Origin of the sequence: Streptomyces aurantiogriseus (assembly GCF_014649375.1) — a bacterium.
Taxonomy (GTDB): Bacteria; Actinomycetota; Actinomycetes; order Streptomycetales; family Streptomycetaceae; genus Streptomyces; species Streptomyces aurantiogriseus.
In genome coordinates this window covers 22,753-38,562 of record NZ_BMSX01000027.1, presented here as the reverse complement: position 1 = coordinate 38,562, position 15,810 = coordinate 22,753, and the positions used below count along the sequence as shown (strand labels likewise).

Genomic DNA, 15,810 nt, shown 5'->3' with positions numbered 1-15,810 from the left:
TATGGGTGGGGACCTTGACGATGTCAGGCTGTGGGCCGGTGAACTGGACGCTCTGCATGAGCGGTTCATCCACCGGTTCAACCGGGAGGAGCCGCGCCAGTCGGCGCTGGCTTACATGCGAGGCCTGGTCGCTCCGCTGGAGCGCAAGAACGGCTGGACTCTGGCCGAGGAAGCCGGGCACGCGGGTCCCGATCGCATCCACCGGTTGCTGAACCGGATCGAGTGGGACGCCGACGAGGTCCTGGACGACGTACGTGACTACGTCGTCGAACACCTCGGAGACAGCGAGGCTGTCCTGATCGTCGACGACACCGGCTTTCTGAAGAAGGGCGTCCGCTCGGCCGGGGTGCAAAGGCAGTACTCCGGCACCGCGGGACGCACCGAGAACTGCCAGATCGGTGTGTTCCTCGCCTACGCCACCGGCCGCGGACGCACACTGATCGACCGCCGCCTCTATCTGCCCACCTCCTGGACGGACGACCGGGAACGCTGCGACCGGGCGGGCGTCGACGACACGGTCGCCTTCGAGACGAAGGTGGCCATGGCCAAGGCGATGGTCCGCCGGGCCATCACCGACCGGATCCCGTTCGGATGGGTGACGGCCGATGCTGCCTACGGCTACAGCAAGGGCTGGCGGTTCGAGCTAGAACAGGCGGATGTCTTCCACGTCATGGCCACCACCCGGCACGACACCGTCGTCACCCGCTGGTCCATCGACCACCCCGTCCACGACCTGTTTCCCGGCCTGCCCCGGCAGAAGTGGAAACGCCGCTCGTGCGGTGAAGGAGCCCACGGCCGGCGGATCTTCGACTGGGCCCGCGTGGAGGTGCGGCCCTGGCACCGCGAGGACCGCCGGCACTGGGTTCTCGCCCGCCGCAGCGTGAGCAGGCCCGAGGAGATCTCCTACTACATCGCCTACTGCCCGGCCGACACCACGCTGGACGAGCTGATCCGCATCGCGGGCAGCCGATGGGCCGTTGAGGAGTGCTTCCAGACCGCGAAGCAGGAGTGCGGCCTGGACGACTACCAGGTCCGCCGCTATCCGGGCTGGCACCGCCACATGACCCTGGCCATGGCCGCCCACGCCTGCCTGACCGTCCTGCGGGCCCGAGAGCTGGACACGGAGAAAGCAGAAACGGATCCCCCCAGCTCATCCACCTCAGCCTCGCCGAGATCCGACGCCTGATCACCCGCCTCGCCAACCGCCGCCCCACCCCGTCCGACCACATCCTGCGCTGGTCACACTGGCGACGACGACGCCAACACCAAGCCCGCATCAGCCACTACAAACGACACGGACACAGCCCATGACAACTGCCCAGCAGTCAGAACAAGCACCGTTGCAGTACTAGTGCGACTTGCCCATCCGCCCGGTGCTCGTGCCTGACGGTGGGGGCTGGTCATGCGGCCCCGGAGGCGGGGCCAGGGCTGGCCTCATTTGCCCACCGGGCGGCGAGTTCTCCGGCACGCCCAGCTGCGGCGGCCACCGCGTCCGGACCGCCGCCCGCCTGCCCCGCCGCGTACCCGACCAAGAAGGTCGTCAGCGGGGCGGCCGGTCGGGCGACGCCGTGAGCGGCCTCGCCCGCGAGGGCGAGGAGCAGCGTCCGGTCGACTTCGAGCTCGATGCCCAGCTCGGCCTTGAGGGCGGCCGTCCATTCCTTCAGTACGTCGTCCATGATCGTCATATCTTTCGTCCGGGTGACCTGTCAGCGGGTTGTGCAGCGTGCGGAGGGCGTTGGCCGGTTACAGCAGGCTGCTCCAGTACGGCCAGAAACGGGTGAGGACGAGCAGCACGATCACCCCGTACCAGGCGCCGAGGAGCATCCAGTGCGTGTCGCGGACGATATACAGCACGCCCCGGGGCACGGGGACGATTCCCCGTTCCATGCAGTGCACGGTGACGTACCAGAACAGGGCGATGGTCACGATCCAGACGGCAGCGCAGTAGGGGCAGAGCTTGTTGAGCTCGTAGAGCGACTCACCGATCAGCCAGTGTGCGAACGCCACCCCCACCAGTGCCCCGGCGTCCAGCGCGAGCCACAGCCGACGGTGCAGGCGCGCTCCGGAGAGTACGGCGATGCCCAGGGCGGTCACGGCGGCGAAGGCGCCCAGGCCGAGCAGCATGTTGGGGAAGCCGAGCAGGCTGCCCTGCGGGCTGGACATGACGCTGCCGCAGCTCACGACGGGGCTGATGTTGCAGGGCGGTTGGTAGGCCGGGTCCTTGAGGAGCCGCCAGTCGTCCACGGTGAGCTGGAAGGAGGCGAGCCAGCCGATGATCCCGGTGAGGACCATCACCCATCCCGTTCGGCGGCTTGCGCCCACCGTGTGCCGGTGCCGGTGCCGGGTGGGCGTGGCGTCCGGTGCCAGCGCGGGTCCGTGACTCACGCCGCTCGCCGGGAGCCGGACGCCGACCGGGTCCGGCCCGCGGTCTTCGGGGCTGCCGTCGGTGTGGCTCGCCGCCGGTAGACAAGGTACGGGCGGGCCAGGTATCCGATCGGGGCGCTCCACACGTGGACCAGCCGGGTGAACGGCCAGGCGGCGAAGAGCAGAAAGGCCGTCAGGGCGTGCAGCTGGAAGAGAAGCGGGGCTCCGGAGATCGCTTCGGGCTGGGGCTGGAGGACGAACAGGCCGCGGAACCAGACGGAGACGGTGGAGCGGTAGTCGTAGCCGGCGCCGAAGACGTTGTGGGCGGCGGTGGCGGTGATGCCGAGCAGGACGGTGGCGGAGAGCAGGGGGAAGAGGAGTTTGTCGCTGCGGTCGGTGCCGAGGCGGATCTGGCGGGTGAGCAGGCGGCGGGCGCACAGCATGCCGAGCCCGGTGACCATGGCGACGCCCGCGACCGAGCCCGCCCAGACGGCTGTGGTGTGGTACGCGTGCTCGGTGATGCCGACGGCTTCGGTCCACGAGTCAGGAATGGCGAGTCCCACGACATGGCCGGCGATCACCATGAAGGCGCCCAGGTGGAACAGGGGGCTGCCCCAGCGCAGCCAGCGGTGTTCGAGGAGCTGGGTGGTGCGGGAGGTCCAGCCGAACTGGTCCTGCCGGTAGCGCCAGACGTGTCCGACGGCGAACACGGCGAGGCAGATGTAGGGGACGGCGACCCACAGGAGAAGGTCGGCGCCGCTCGCCGAGGCGGCGGCCAGGGGGGAGAGCGGGGCGTTCATCGGGGGCCCTCCGTGCGGCTGGTCGGGGCAGGCGGGACTCGGGTCGGCGGGGCCTGCATGGGCGGCACGAAGGTGCCCGGAGGTGCGAATTCCCCGTCCCCGTAGGTCCCGTAGGGGTCGAGGCCGACCTCCTCGTTCGGCGGGCCCTCGGCGACGAGCTGGGCCACCGCCGCGCGGTCCGCCTCGGTGGGCGGCGGCAGGAGGGTGAGCAGCGCGGCCAGGACGTGCCGGTAGGGGGAGTTCGAGTCGGTCAGCGCGCGGTGGATCAGCTCCAGCCCGCGCCGGTGCTGGCGCAGCGGCGCCTCGCCGCCGCCCGGACCCGCCAGGGCGGCGAACTCCAGTATGACCGGGAGGTGGTCGGGCAGCTCACCGCCGTCGGTGTCCCAGCCTGCGGCCCGGTAGCGCTGGTTCAGGGTGAGCAGGGCCATGCCGCGGCGGCGGGTGTCGCCGTGCAGGTAGTAGGTGAGGTAGAGGCTGCTCTTGCGGCGCAGGTCGAACATCTCGACGTAGTGGCGTTCCAGCGCCTCCGGGTCCTGGCCGGTGAACCAGGTGGTGAAGGCGGCCAGGTGCTCGGCGGCGGGCGAGGGCGGCAGCGCCTCGGCGGTGGCCGTCAGCACCGGTCGCGCGGTGGTGAGTTCGGCGTCCGGGTACTGCAGCAGCAGCGAGCACATCCGCAGCAGCAGGGTGCGGGTCTGGGCCTCTTCGGGGCTGAGCCGGGCCGGGCGGCGTACGGCCGCCCGGACGCGGGTGCGGACGAGGGCGGGGATGGTGGCGGGCAGCGGGCTCACGAGTGGCCTCCGGCGGTGTGGCGGCGCAGGGTGGGGATGCCGAGCATCACGCGTCGGCCACCGGCCTCGGCCGGGTCGCCGGACGACTCGACCGGGCAGCGGTTCTCCATCGCGCTCAGCGCGGCGGCGTCCTCCTTGTGCGCGGCGGGGACGACGTACCGGTCGGCGTACTTGGCGACGGCGAGGAGGCGGTGCAGGTCCTCCGCCTCACGTGCGGTGAGACCCACCGCCTTGAGCGTGGCCTCGTCGCCGTCCTCACCGAGGGTGCGTTCGCGCATGTACGAGCGCAGCGCGGTGAGCTTCATCAGCACCCCGCCGACCACGTCGGTGTCCCCGGCGGTGAACAGCTCCGCCAGGTACTCCAGTGGGATGCGCAGCCTCGTCACGGCCGCGAAGACATGGTCGGGGTCGTCCTGGTTGCCGCCCGCCGCGTCGACGGCGTCGAGCACGGGGGAGAGCGGAGGCACGTACCAGACCATCGGCATCGTCCGGTACTCCGGGTGGAGCGGCAGCGCCACCTTGTAGCGCATGACCAGGTCGTACACCGGCGAGCGGCGAGCGGCGTCCAGCCAGTCGTCGGGGATGCCCTGCTCCCGTGCGGCCGCACGGACTTCAGGGTCGTGCGGGTCGAGGAACACACCGCGCTGGGCGTCCAGGAGGTCCTTCTCGTCCGGGGTGGCCGCGGCCTCGCCGACGCGGTCGGCGTCGTAGAGGAGCAGGCCCAGGTAGCGCAGGCGTCCCACGCAAGTCTCGGAGCAGACGGTCGGCTGGCCGACCTCGATGCGCGGGAAGCAGAAGGTGCACTTCTCGGCCTTGCCGGTGGCGTGGTTGACGTACACCTTCTTGTACGGGCACGCCGTCACGCACATGCGCCAGCCCCGGCAGCGGTCCTGGTCGACGAGGACGATGCCGTCCTCGACCCGCTTGTACATCGCGCCGGACGGGCAGGCGGAGACGCAGGCGGGGTTGAGGCAGTGCTCGCACAGGCGGGGCAGGTGGAAGAGGAAGGTCTGCTCGAACTCGAACTTGACCTTCTGTGCCCACTCGCCGGTGAGGTTGGGGTCGCCGCCCGCGTGTTCGGGAGCGCCGCCGAGGCCGTCCTCCCAGTTGGCGCCCCAGGTGATGGCGGTGGGCTTGCCGGTGAGGACGGAGCGGGGGCGGGCGACCGGCATGTCCTTGCCGGCGGGGGCGTTGACGAGATTGTCGTAGTCGTAGGTGACCGGCTCGTAGTAGTCCTCGATGCTGGGCAGGTCGGGGTTGGAGAAGAGGGACAGGAGCCGTTTGATCCGGCCGCCGGAGCGCAGGACGAGACGTCCGCGCTTGTCGAGCATCCAGCCGCCCTTCCACTGCTCCTGGTCCTCGTAGCGGCGGGGGTAGCCGACTCCCGGCTTGGTCTCGACGTTGTTGAACCAGGCGTACTCGACGCCGGTGCGGTTGGTCCACGTCTGCTTGCAGGTGACCGAGCAGGTGTGGCAGCCGATGCACTTGTCGAGGTTCATCACCATCGCCATCTGTGCCATGACGCGCATGTCAGTACTCCACATCCTGCGAGCGACGGCGGATGACGGTGACCTCGTCGCGCTGGTTGCCGGTCGGGCCGTAGTAGTTGAAGGCGTAGGTGAACTGGGCGTAGCCGCCCGCGAGGTGGGTGGGCTTGAGCAGCAGCCGGGTGAGTGAGTTGTGGATGCCGCCGCGCTTGCCGCTGACCTCGGTCTTCGGGACGTTCACGTTGCGGTCCTGGGCGTGGTACATGTACACGGTTCCCTCGGGCATGCGGTGGGTGACCACGGCTCGGGCGGCGACGACGCCGTTGCGGTTGTACGCCTCGATCCACTCGTTGTCCTTCACGCCGATCTTCTCGGCGTCGGCGGTGGACATCCAGATCGTCGGGCCGCCGCGGGACAGGTCGAGCATGTACTTGTTGTCCTGGTAGTTGGAGTGGATGGACCACTTCGAGTGCGGGGTCAGATACCGGACCGTGACCTCCGCCCGGCCGTTCTCACGCAGCTGCTCGTCGCCGTAGTGCTTCGGCGTGTTCAACGGAGGCCGGTAGACCGGCAGTTGCTCGCCGAGTTCGGCGATCCAGTCGTGCTGGACGAAGAAGTGCTGGCGGCCGGTGAGGGTGTGCCAGGGCTTCTTGTGCTCGGTGTTGATGACGAAGGGCGAGTAGCGGCGCCCGCCGGTCTCCGAGCCCGACCACTCGTACGACGTCATCACCGAGCGGGGCTGGGTGCGGGTGTCGGTGAAGGTGATCCGCTCGGCCTCGCGCTCGGAGGCCAGTTCGACCAGGCCCTCGCTGCCGGTCCGGCTTTCCAGTTCTCGGAAGCCCTCCGTGGCCAGACGCCCGTTGGTGGTGCCGGACAGGGCGAGGATGGCCTCGCACATGTCGCTCGCGGTGGCCAGCGAGGGCCGGCCGGCGGCGATCCCGTCTCGTACGGTGCCGTTACGGCGCCGCAGTTCCTCGATCTCCTGGTTCGGGTGGACGGTGACACCCTTGGTGGTCGTGCCCAGGCTGTCCAGCAGCGGACCGACCGCGCGCATCTTCTGCGCAGTCGCGGCGTAGTCCCGTTCGATGACGACGAGCTTGGGCATGGTCCGGCCGGGGACTGGTTCGCACTCGCCGGCCTTCCAGTCCTTCACCTCCCCGCCGGGCTGGGCGAGTTCGTCGGGGGTGTCGTGCAGCAGCGGCACCGCGAGGACGTCGGTACGGGTGCCGAGGTGCTCGGCGGCCAGTTCGCTGAACCGGTCGGCGATGGTCAGGAAGGTGTCGTAGTCGGTGCGGGCCTGCCAGGGCGGGGCGATGGCGGGGGTGAAGGCGTGGACGAAGGGGTGCATGTCCGTGCTGGACAGGTCGTCCTTCTCGTACCAGGTCGCGGCTGGCAGGACCACGTCGGCGAGCAGCCCGGTGGAGGTCATCCGGAAGTCCATGGTGACCAGCAGGTCGAGCTTGCCCTCGGGGGCCTCCTCCCGCCACACCACGTCCTTCGGCCGGTGCTCGGGCGGTGTCTCCTCGGAGCGGACGGCCGCGTCGGTGCCCAGCAGGTGGCGCAGGAAGTACTCGTTGCCCTTGCCGGAGGAACCGAGCAGGTTGGCTCGCCACACGGTCAGCACGCGGGGGAAGTTGGCGGGGTCGTCGGGGTCCTCTGCGGCGAACCGCAGCCGCCCCGACTTCAGCTCGTCGACGATGTGCTCGGCGACCTCACGCCCTTGAGCCTTCGCCTCGTCCGTCAGGTCGAGGGGGTTGCGGTTGAAGCCGGGGTGGCCGGGCGTCCAGCCCAGTCGCACGGCCTGCGCCAGGCAGTCGGCGAACCCCTTGCCCTCGAACCGCCCCTTCCCGAGCGGGGAAGCCAGCTCCTCGGGCCCGAACGCCTCGTAGCGCCACTGGTCGGAGTTCAGGTACCAGTACGAGGTGCCCGCCATGTGCCGGGTCGGCCGCTGCCAGTCGAAGGCGAAGGAAAGGTGCTGTTGTCCGGTGACGGGGCGGACCTTCTCCTGGCCGACGTAGTGCGCCCAGCCGCCGCCGTTGACGCCCTGGCAGCCGGTCATGGTGGTCAGGGCCAGGAAGGCGCGGTAGATGGTGTCGGAGTGGAACCAGTGGTTGGTGCCGGCGCCCAGCGCGATCATCGAACGGCCCTGGGTGCGCTCGGCGTTGCGGGCGAACTCTCGGGCGATCCGGGCCGCCTGCTCCGCCGGCACGGAGGTGATGGTCTCCTGCCAGGCCGGGGTGTACGGCTCGGAAGCGTCCTCATACGACGACGGCCAGCTGCCCGGCAGACCCGGCCGCTCCACCCCGTACTGCGCCAGCATCAGGTCGAACACGGTGGTAACGAGCCGTCCGCCGATCCGGCGGACCGGAACGCCCCGGACCATGACCGAACCGCCCTCGGTGTCGCCCTCGTCGAACCGGGGCAGCGCGATCTCGGCGCTCTCCTCGGCCCGCTCCAGCAGGCTCAACTCGGGGACGACATCGCCCAGTTCGAGGTTCCAGCGGCCTCGCCCGGCCTCCCCCCACCGGAAGCCGAGCGAGCCGCCGGGGACCACCGGTTCGCCGGTGGCCCGGTCCAGAAGGACGGTCTTGAACTCGGCGTTCTCCTCGTCACGGCCGAGATCGGCGGCCGTCAGGAACCCGTCGGGGACGAGACCGTGGTCGTGCTCGCGCAAGGTCACCAGGAACGGCGCGTCGGTGAACTTCCGCATGTAGTCCTGGAAGTACGGCACTTCGCGGTCGACCAGGAACTCGCGCAGGATCACGTGCCCCATGGCCATCGCCAGCGCACCGTCCGTGCCGGGGTGCGGGGCCAGCCATTCGTCGGCGTGCTTGACGTTGTCCGCGTAGTCAGGGCTGACCGCGACGACCTTGGTGCCGTTGTAGCGGGTCTCGGTCAGGAAGTGCGCGTCGGGGGTGCGGGTGACGGGAATGTTGGAGCCCCACATGATCAGGTAGCCCGCGTTCCACCAGTCCGCGGCCTCGGGGACGTCGGTCTGGTCGCCGAAGACCTGCGGGGAGGCGATCGGCAGGTCGGCGTACCAGTCGTAGAACGACAGCAGGGTGCCGCCGATCAGCGAGTGGAACCGTGCCCCTGCCGCGAACGACGCCATCGACATCGCCGGGATGGGCGAGAAACCTGCGACGCGGTCGGGACCGTACGTCTTGACGGTGTGCACCTGGGCGGCGGCGACCAGCTCGCTCACCTCGTCCCAGTCGGCGCGCACCAGACCGCCCTTGCCGCGGGCCCGCTTGTAGGCCCGCGCCTTCGCCGGATCGGAGGTGATCTCGGCCCAGGCGGCCACCGGGTCACCCAGCCGACGCCGTGCCTCGCGCCACAGCTTCAGCAGCGCACCGCGCACATACGGGTAGCGCACACGGCTGGGGGAGTAGGTGTACCAGGAGAACGACGCCCCACGCGGGCAGCCCCGCGGCTCGTACTCGGGGCAGTCCGCGCCGATGGACGGGTAGTCGGTGGCCTGGTGCTCCCAGGTGATGATGCCGTCCTTGACGTACACCATCCACGAGCACGAGCCGGTGCAGTTGACCCCGTGGGTGGAGCGCACCACCGTGTCGTGCGACCAGCGGTCCCGGTAGAAGCCCTCCCACTTCGGATCGCCCGTGCCGAACACGGCACGTCCGTCGGCGGACACCTCGCGGCGGGTGAGCAGCCTGCGGGCGGCCAGCGGCCAGCTTTCACCGGCGCGCAGCGCCTCACGCCGTGCGTTCTGATCGTTCTCCATGGCCGAGAACGCTAGGCGGCGCACCGCGTCCCCCACCTGGGGCTGGCGGTCCCTGACGGCTGGCCTTCCGGCCCAATATGGCTGGTAGCAATAGGGCCCAATGGTCCCTGTGGTGGGGTCCGGTCGGCCGGGGAGTCAGCGCGGCCGGCGTTGCATGCTTGGCATTGATCGAACTGCGGATGCCCCTCTGTACGACCGCATTCCGTGCCTGCCAGGCGGCCAATTCCCCCGTCCCTGGCCGCCGCAGGTGTAGCGCGTACGGCGCGTGGCGCCCGGTTCGGTCACGCGTCCGGCCGCCCCTGGCGGTCGGACGCGGCATCCCTCTTCCCCAGCGTCGACGCCCGGGATGCCCTCCCCACCCGCACCGGTCGGCCGAGCCGACCGTGACCTGCTGGAGACACCGTCATGAGTGTGCTCACCCTCTCCTCGGCCCCCGAAGACGCCACGGCCCTTGAAGCCGCCGAGGCGCACCACGCCCGCCTGGCCGGGGAACTGGCCGGCCGGGTGACGATGCTGCTGACCGTCGTGGACCGCGACCCCAGCGCCGCCGAGAAGATCCACGCCGGGCTCGTCGCCTTCTGCGACCGTTCACTGCTGCCGCACACCGCCGCCGAGGAGGCCGTGCTCTACCCCGCCGCCCACGGCATGCCCGAGGCCCGCCTGCTCATCGAGAGCCTCATCGGGGAACACCGCTGCCTCACCACGCTCGTCGACGCCCTGCGCAACGCGCCCAGCCCGGCGGGTGCTGCGGCGGACGCCCGGGCCCTTCAGGTGCTCTTCGAAGAGCACGTGGCCAAGGAGAACGGCCTCGTGCTGCCGCTGCTCGCCATGACGTCAGAGGTCTCCCTGGCGGAGCTGCTCGCGGAGATGCACCACCGGCTCGCGGGCGGCACGGGCAACACCAGCGCTCAAGAAGATCAGGACATCGAGGAAGGACAGGCCATGCGAGAAGGGCAGATCGAGGAGACCGGCGGTTGCGGCGGGGTATGCGGCTGCGGCGGTGCGGAGGAGACGGCCGAGCCCGAACTGGACGTGCGGGAGGTTCCGCACGCCCTGCGTCACGCCACGGTCTTCGGCGCCTTGGACGCCGTTCCGGCGGGCACCGCGATGGTGCTGGTCGCCCCGCATGACCCGCTGCCGCTGCTCGCGCAGATCGAGCAGCGCAGCCCGGGAGTCTTCTCGGCGGAGTACCTGGAACGCGGCCCCGAGACCTGGCGGCTGCGACTCGGCCACCGCTGATCCGCCGTTACTCGACTTCCCGGCGGTGCACAGACGGTGCCCACCCGGCGCGCACGCACCGCCGTACCCGCAAGCACACACGGAACAAGCACACGAGGAAGAGGACAACACGATGGACGGATCGCACCGTCGGGCCGGCACCCTGCTCGGGACAGTCGGTATAGCCCTGGCAGTGGCCGGGCCGGTCATGGTGTGGCGCGGCCGCAGCGGCAGGAAGGAGATTCGTACCGAGCTGGCCGCCCAGAAGATCATCTTCCCCGAGCGCGGGCTGCCCGCCGAACTCGCCGCCCACGCCGGCCGCCGTGTGGAATCCGGCCCCGAGGCACACGCCTACGCCGAGTTCATCAAGGGCAATCTCGCCCACGCCACCGGCGGCCGTACCTATGCCGAGATCAGCGCTGAGCTGCACGCCGCCGGAGGCGACGACGACAAGCTCGCCGAGCTGCGCCAGACCGCGTTCATGGGCCAGTCCCTGCGCGCCTCCCTGATGTCCGCCTACCAGGCATGGCACCTCACGACCCTGGTCACGGGCCTGGGCGCCGCACTGACCGGCCTGGGTGTCGCCCTGGTGGCCACCGCTGACGCCCTGACACCCTGCTCTTCGAACCGCCCCTGACAAACGGCGGCGCGCACGGACGGGACCTGCACTCACGCCTGCGTGGGATGCCCAGAGTGCCGGCAAGCACGCCATCCCCGTCGCCCTTCCGACGGCCCATCCGGCCCTGGTCCACCTGCCGCGAACAGGGACCGTCGGCCCTGTTCGAGAAGACCATCGGCCGCCGCGCCGACCACCGCCGCCGGTGGATGCTGACGGCGACCGATCCGGAGGTATCCCGTGCACGACCACGTCGACCGCCCTCGAGGCCGATTCCACCGCTGTCGCTCGCGGTGGGTGCCGCGCACGGTCCGGCCCGGTCACCGTCCGGCCGCCCGCCTCGTCTGCCCTGACTCCAGGGCGGCCGGACACAGCGACAGGGCACTGGGCAGGGCCGCACGATGAACACCGCCACCCATGCCATCCGCCGCCAGCGACACGACGCGGGGGAACGGCCCTTCATCGTCATCTGGGAATCGACCCGGGCCTGCCCGCTGGCGTGCCTGCACTGCCGTGCCGAGGCCGTGCCCGACCGCGACCCGCGCGAGTTGGACATCACCGCCGCCAAGGACCTGCTGCGTCAGGTGGCCGCCTTCGGGCAGCCCGCCCCACTGTTCGTGATCACCGGCGGCGACCCGTTCCAGCGCCCCGACCTGACCGAGCTCATCGCCTACGGTCAGGAGATCGGCGTCCGGGTCGCGGTGTCCCCGTCGGGCACTCCGACGCTCACCGCGGAGCGGCTGCAGGACCTGCATACGGCGGGTGCGGTCAGCCTCTCCCTGAGCCTGGACGGCTCCACCGCAGAGCTGCACGACGACTTCCGCGGGGTACCCGGGGTGTTCCGGTGGACCCTGGACGCCTGGGACACTGCCCGTGCCCTCGGCATGAAGGTGCAGATCAACACCACGGTCGCCCGGCACAACCTGCACGACCTCCCCGACATCGTCCGCCTGGTAGCCGATCACGGGGCGATGTTGTGGAGCGCCTTCTTCCTGGTGCCCACCGGCCGTGGTCGCAGCCTCGGCGCCCTGACCGCGGGCGAGGTGGAGGACGTCCTCAACTTCGTCTACGACGTGGGCCTGACCGTGCCCGCCAAGACCACCGAGGCCCACCACTTCCGCCGCGTCGCCCTGCAACGCCAAATCCTCGCAGCCACCGGCGACGACCACGTCACGGCACTCGAACTCGGCCCGCTCTACCGGCAGTTGCGCGAGCGGGCCGCCGAGCTGGGCCTGGACGCCGGAGCCCGCCGGGTGCGGCGACCACCGCTGGACGTCAACGCGGGCCGCGGCTTCGTCTTCATCTCCCACACCGGCACCGTGCACCCCAGCGGCTTCCTGCCGCTGGGCGCCGGAAGCGTCCGCGAGACACCGCTGACGGAGATCTACCGCACCTCGGAGCTGTTCACCGGCCTGCGGGACCCCGACCGGCTGGGCGGCCGGTGCGGAGCGTGCGAGTTCCGCCAGGTCTGCGGCGGCTCGCGATCACGCGCGTACGGCGCCACCGGCGACCCGTACGCCGAAGAGCCCTGGTGCAGCTACGTCCCCGGCTCCTTCCCCCACCAACGGGAACTGGCCGCGCTGCTGTCCGGCGGCGCCGACGCGGAGGACCGGCCGGTCCCCCAGCACAGCGCGTCCCACAAGAACCGGGGCGGGAGTTCGACCAAGCACCAAGGAGTGGCATGACCAGCATCGCCAGTGGGCCCACCGGGACCGGCGACGCGAGCGGGCCTGGCAAGGACGGCGCGAGCGGGCCCGGCAAGTACCCCAACAGGTTCAGGGCGTCCGGCGTGAAGGCCCGTCATCTGCGCGCCCACGTCCTGGTCGTGGGGTGGCTGGCGTTGGCCCTGCTGGCGGTCGCGGCGCAGGAGTCGCTGCCGGTGGCCCGCTGGCTCGCCGTGCACATGTTCCTGCTCGGCGCCGTCACCACCGCCATCCTGATCTGGAGCGAGCACTTCGCCGTCGCCCTGCTGCACGCGAAGATCCCCGACGAGCGCTGGAGCACCGCCCGGCTCGCGACGGCCAACCTCGCCGTGGCCGGGCTGCTGGCCGGCGTGTGGACCGCAACTCCCGTACTTACAGCCGTATCCGCCGCGTTGCTGGTGGCCGCGGCCACCGCGCACCTGGTGATGCTTGTCAGCCTCGAGCGGGGCGCGCTCGGCGGGCGGCTGAAGCCGATCGTGTCCTACTACCTGGTGGCCACGGCTGCCCTGATCGCCGGTGCCGTCCTCGGGTGGCTGCTGGCCACAGGCGGTGCCGGCGGGCCCGACCGGTACGCCGGGCTGCGCCTGGCCCACATCCACGTCACGCTGCTCGGCTGGATCGGGCTGGCCGTCCTGGGCACGCTGTTCATGCTGTGGCCGACCGTGCTGGGCGTACGGATGAAGGACCGCACCACCAAGGTGTCCCGGTGGGTGCTGTGGCTTACCGGCAGCGGACTGCTGGTGGCGGTCGTCACACTGGCCCTCGGGTGGCGCTGGCCGGCCGCGGCGGGCCTCGCCCTCTACGCGGAGGGAGCCGCCCTCGCCGTCAACCTCTTCGTCCGCTCCGTACGAGGCAACCGTCCCGTCTCCGCAGCGGCGGCCTGGATGCTCGCCGCGGCCACCTGCTGGCTGCTGATCGCTGTGGCTGCGGACCTCGCCTGGCTGGCCGCCCGGCCGCTCGCGGCGGCACAGACCGCGATCGACGCTCTCCTCCCGGTGCTGCTCATCGGCTTCGTCGCCCAGATCCTCATCGGCGCGCTCACCTATCTGCTCCCGGTCGTCCTCAGCAGCGGCCCGAAGGACCGTGCGGCCGTGCGGGCGCTGCTCGAACGGGGCTGGCTGACGCGGCTGGTGGCGCTCAACACCGGTGTCGCGCTGGCTGCGCTCCCGCTGCCCGGCCCGGCCGCCACGACCGGGATGCTGCTGGCCGCACTGGCCGGGGCCGCGTTCCTCACCCTCGCGGTGCCCGTACTCGTCCACAGCGGCCGGAGGCTGTCGCCGGACGCGGACAAGGCCGACGTGGCACGGCGCCCGGCCCTGTGGGGCACGGCCGCCGGCGCCGTCCTGACCGTGCTGGCGGTACTCGTGGCCAACAGCGGCGGGGGCACGGGCGGCGGGACGAGCGCCGCCGGCACGTCGGGCGCGGGCGTCGGGACCACTCGCACGGTCGCCGTCACCTTGGCCGACATGCGCATCCGCCCGGCCCGCATCGAGGTGGCCGCAGGCACCGCGGTGCGGCTGAAGATCACCAACGAAGACGCCCAGCGCCACGACCTCAAGGTCGAGGACGGCCCAGCCACGCCGATGCTCGCCCAGGGCGACACCCGCGTACTCGACCTCGGGCAGGTCACCGAGAACCGCGAGGCGTGGTGCACCCTGCCTGGCCACAAGGCGGCCGGGATGACCATGGACATCGTCGTGAAAGACGACACGGCAACGGACAGCGGCGAACACGACGGGCACACGTCGGCCGCCGCCGACGACAGCGGCCTGGACCTCTCCGCCGACTTCTCCACCGGCTGGCAGTCACGCGACGCCGACCTGGCCCCCGCACCCGGCGGGACGGTCCACAGGGTCGAACTGCACGCCGCGCACACCACGGTCGAAGTGGCCCCGGGCGTGAAGCAGCAGATGTGGACCTTCGGCGGCACCGCACCCGGCCCCACCCTGCGCGGCAAGGTCGGCGACGTCTTCGAGGTCACCCTCGTCAACAACGACGACGGCATGGGCCACGGCATCGACTTCCACGCCGGCTCCCTCGCCCCCGACAAGCCCATGCGCACCCTCGACCCGGGCGAGCGGCTGGTCTACCGCTTCCGTGCCGAGAAGGCCGGGGCATGGCTGTACCACTGCAGCACCGCACCGATGCTCCAGCACATGGGCAACGGCATGTACGGCGCCGTCGTCATCGACCCACCCGGCCTTGCGAAGGTGGACCACGAGTACGTCCTGGTCTCCTCCGAGCTCTACCTCGGCAAGCCCGGCAGCACCGCCCAGGTGACGAAGATGCGTCAGAACACCCCGGACGCCTGGGTGTTCAACGGCATCGCCAACCAGTACGCCCAGCAGCCCCTGAAGGTGAAGGCCGGTGAGCGGGTCCGCGTCTGGGTGGTCGCCGCCGGGCCCAGCGACGGCATCGCCTTCCACATCGTCGGCACCGTCTTCGACACCGTGTACAAGGAAGGCACCTACCTGCTCAAACCGAATCAACCGGGCGGCGCCCAGGTACTGGACCTGGCCCCGGCGCAGGGCGGCTTCGTCGAGACGACGTTCCCCGAGGCCGGCCACTACCCATTCGTCGACCACGACATGCGCCACGCCGAAGCCGGTGCCCACGGCATGGTGGAGGTGAGTAGGTAGTGGACACCGTCGGTCTGTGGTCCTTGGTGCGGTTCGCGCATGTGGCCGGCGCGGCCCTGTGGGTTGGTGGGCAGTTGGCCCTTTCCCTGGTGATCCTGCCGCTGGCCCGCCACCTGCTCGCCCCGGAGGCGAAGGACAGCTTCACCGCCGCGGCCGGGCGCCGGTTCGGGATGCTGACCGGAGCGGTGTTCCTGCCCGTGCAGCTGGCCTCCGGCTGGGCCATGGCCTGGCACAGGGGAGTCACCTGGGCCTCCCTCGCCGAACCCGGCTACGGCCGCACCCTGGCAACGAAACTCGCCCTGTTCGCCGTGGTGATGCTTGCCGCGGCGGGTCACGGCATCGCCCACGCCAAGGGCCGCGCCGACCTGGCTCGGGCCCTGGCGGTCGTCTCCCTCGTCGGCTCACTCGGCGTCGTCCTGCTCGCCACCGCCCTGCCCGCCACCTGACCAGCGG

Annotated in this window: 11 protein-coding genes and 1 pseudogene; 6 read left to right on the top strand and 6 right to left on the bottom strand. The window is 70.9% G+C overall.

Annotated elements, in window-relative coordinates; genetic code table 11:
- Window position 1 precedes the first annotated feature (1 nt).
- Window positions 2-1,186 carry an IS701 family transposase gene (locus tag IE263_RS39920; protein WP_189943006.1) on the top strand — a complete coding sequence of 395 codons (1,185 nt, stop codon included), beginning with the start codon at window positions 2-4 and terminating at the stop codon, window positions 1,184-1,186.
- Between the two features lie 214 nt (window positions 1,187-1,400).
- Here IE263_RS39920 and IE263_RS39915 read toward each other — a convergent pair.
- The 6 genes and pseudogenes from IE263_RS39915 to IE263_RS39890 all read right to left on the bottom strand — a co-directional run.
- A pseudogene (locus tag IE263_RS39915) lies at window positions 1,401-1,667 on the bottom strand (DUF6457 domain-containing protein); the annotation flags it as partial.
- Window positions 1,668-1,743: 76 nt separating this feature from the next.
- Window positions 1,744-2,385, bottom strand: a complete 642-nt coding sequence (locus IE263_RS39910; RefSeq protein ID WP_229911415.1) for a vitamin K epoxide reductase family protein — start codon at window positions 2,383-2,385, stop codon at window positions 1,744-1,746.
- On the bottom strand, window positions 2,382-3,164 hold the full coding sequence (narI, locus tag IE263_RS39905; protein ID WP_189943005.1) for a respiratory nitrate reductase subunit gamma: 783 nt from the start codon (window positions 3,162-3,164) through the stop codon (window positions 2,382-2,384). The genes IE263_RS39910 and narI overlap by 4 nt, the downstream gene beginning before the upstream one ends.
- Window positions 3,161-3,952, bottom strand: coding sequence for a nitrate reductase molybdenum cofactor assembly chaperone (narJ, locus tag IE263_RS39900; RefSeq protein ID WP_189943004.1), 792 nt, complete (start codon window positions 3,950-3,952; stop codon window positions 3,161-3,163). Before narJ ends, narI begins: the two co-directional genes overlap by 4 nt.
- On the bottom strand, window positions 3,949-5,481 hold the full coding sequence (gene narH, locus IE263_RS39895) for a nitrate reductase subunit beta (RefSeq protein WP_189943003.1): 1,533 nt from the start codon (window positions 5,479-5,481) through the stop codon (window positions 3,949-3,951). The genes narJ and narH overlap by 4 nt, the downstream gene beginning before the upstream one ends.
- A gap of 1 nt (window position 5,482) precedes the next feature.
- Window positions 5,483-9,181 carry a nitrate reductase subunit alpha gene (locus tag IE263_RS39890; protein ID WP_189943002.1) on the bottom strand — a complete coding sequence of 1,233 codons (3,699 nt, stop codon included), beginning with the start codon at window positions 9,179-9,181 and terminating at the stop codon, window positions 5,483-5,485.
- Window positions 9,182-9,586: 405 nt separating this feature from the next.
- On the opposite strand from IE263_RS39890, the gene IE263_RS39885 reads away from it, so the two are divergent.
- The 5 genes from IE263_RS39885 (at window position 9,587) to IE263_RS39865 (ending at window position 15,803) form a co-directional block, all read left to right on the top strand.
- Entirely contained in the window at window positions 9,587-10,420 is an 834-nt protein-coding gene (locus IE263_RS39885; RefSeq protein ID WP_189943001.1) for a DUF2249 domain-containing protein, read from the top strand.
- 112 nt (window positions 10,421-10,532) lie between these two features.
- Complete coding sequence (locus IE263_RS39880; RefSeq protein ID WP_189943000.1) at window positions 10,533-11,036, top strand: hypothetical protein; 504 nt, start codon at window positions 10,533-10,535, stop codon at window positions 11,034-11,036.
- Between the two features lie 380 nt (window positions 11,037-11,416).
- Entirely contained in the window at window positions 11,417-12,700 is a 1,284-nt protein-coding gene (locus IE263_RS39875) for a TIGR04053 family radical SAM/SPASM domain-containing protein (RefSeq protein WP_189942999.1), read from the top strand.
- A complete protein-coding gene (locus IE263_RS39870) occupies window positions 12,697-15,357 on the top strand; it encodes a multicopper oxidase domain-containing protein (protein WP_189942998.1) in 2,661 nt (886 codons plus the stop codon). Before IE263_RS39875 ends, IE263_RS39870 begins: the two co-directional genes overlap by 4 nt.
- Window positions 15,357-15,803, top strand: a complete 447-nt coding sequence (locus IE263_RS39865; protein WP_189942997.1) for a hypothetical protein — start codon at window positions 15,357-15,359, stop codon at window positions 15,801-15,803. Before IE263_RS39870 ends, IE263_RS39865 begins: the two co-directional genes overlap by 1 nt.
- The last annotated feature ends 7 nt before the right edge of the window (window positions 15,804-15,810 follow it).

Bases quoted from the DNA above. Each gene is read 5' to 3' on its own strand.
- IE263_RS39885 (WP_189943001.1), top strand. From the start codon at position 9,587: ATGAGTGTGCTCACCCTCTCCTCGGCCCCCGAAGACGCCACGGCCCTT.
- IE263_RS39870 (WP_189942998.1), top strand. From the start codon at position 12,697: ATGACCAGCATCGCCAGTGGGCCCACCGGGACCGGCGACGCGAGCGGG.
- narH (WP_189943003.1), bottom strand. From the start codon at position 5,481: ATGCGCGTCATGGCACAGATGGCGATGGTGATGAACCTCGACAAGTGC.
- narI (WP_189943005.1), bottom strand. From the start codon at position 3,164: ATGAACGCCCCGCTCTCCCCCCTGGCCGCCGCCTCGGCGAGCGGCGCC.
- IE263_RS39890 (WP_189943002.1), bottom strand. From the start codon at position 9,181: ATGGAGAACGATCAGAACGCACGGCGTGAGGCGCTGCGCGCCGGTGAA.
- IE263_RS39875 (WP_189942999.1), top strand. From the start codon at position 11,417: ATGAACACCGCCACCCATGCCATCCGCCGCCAGCGACACGACGCGGGG.
- IE263_RS39920 (WP_189943006.1), top strand. From the start codon at position 2: ATGGGTGGGGACCTTGACGATGTCAGGCTGTGGGCCGGTGAACTGGAC.
- IE263_RS39880 (WP_189943000.1), top strand. From the start codon at position 10,533: ATGGACGGATCGCACCGTCGGGCCGGCACCCTGCTCGGGACAGTCGGT.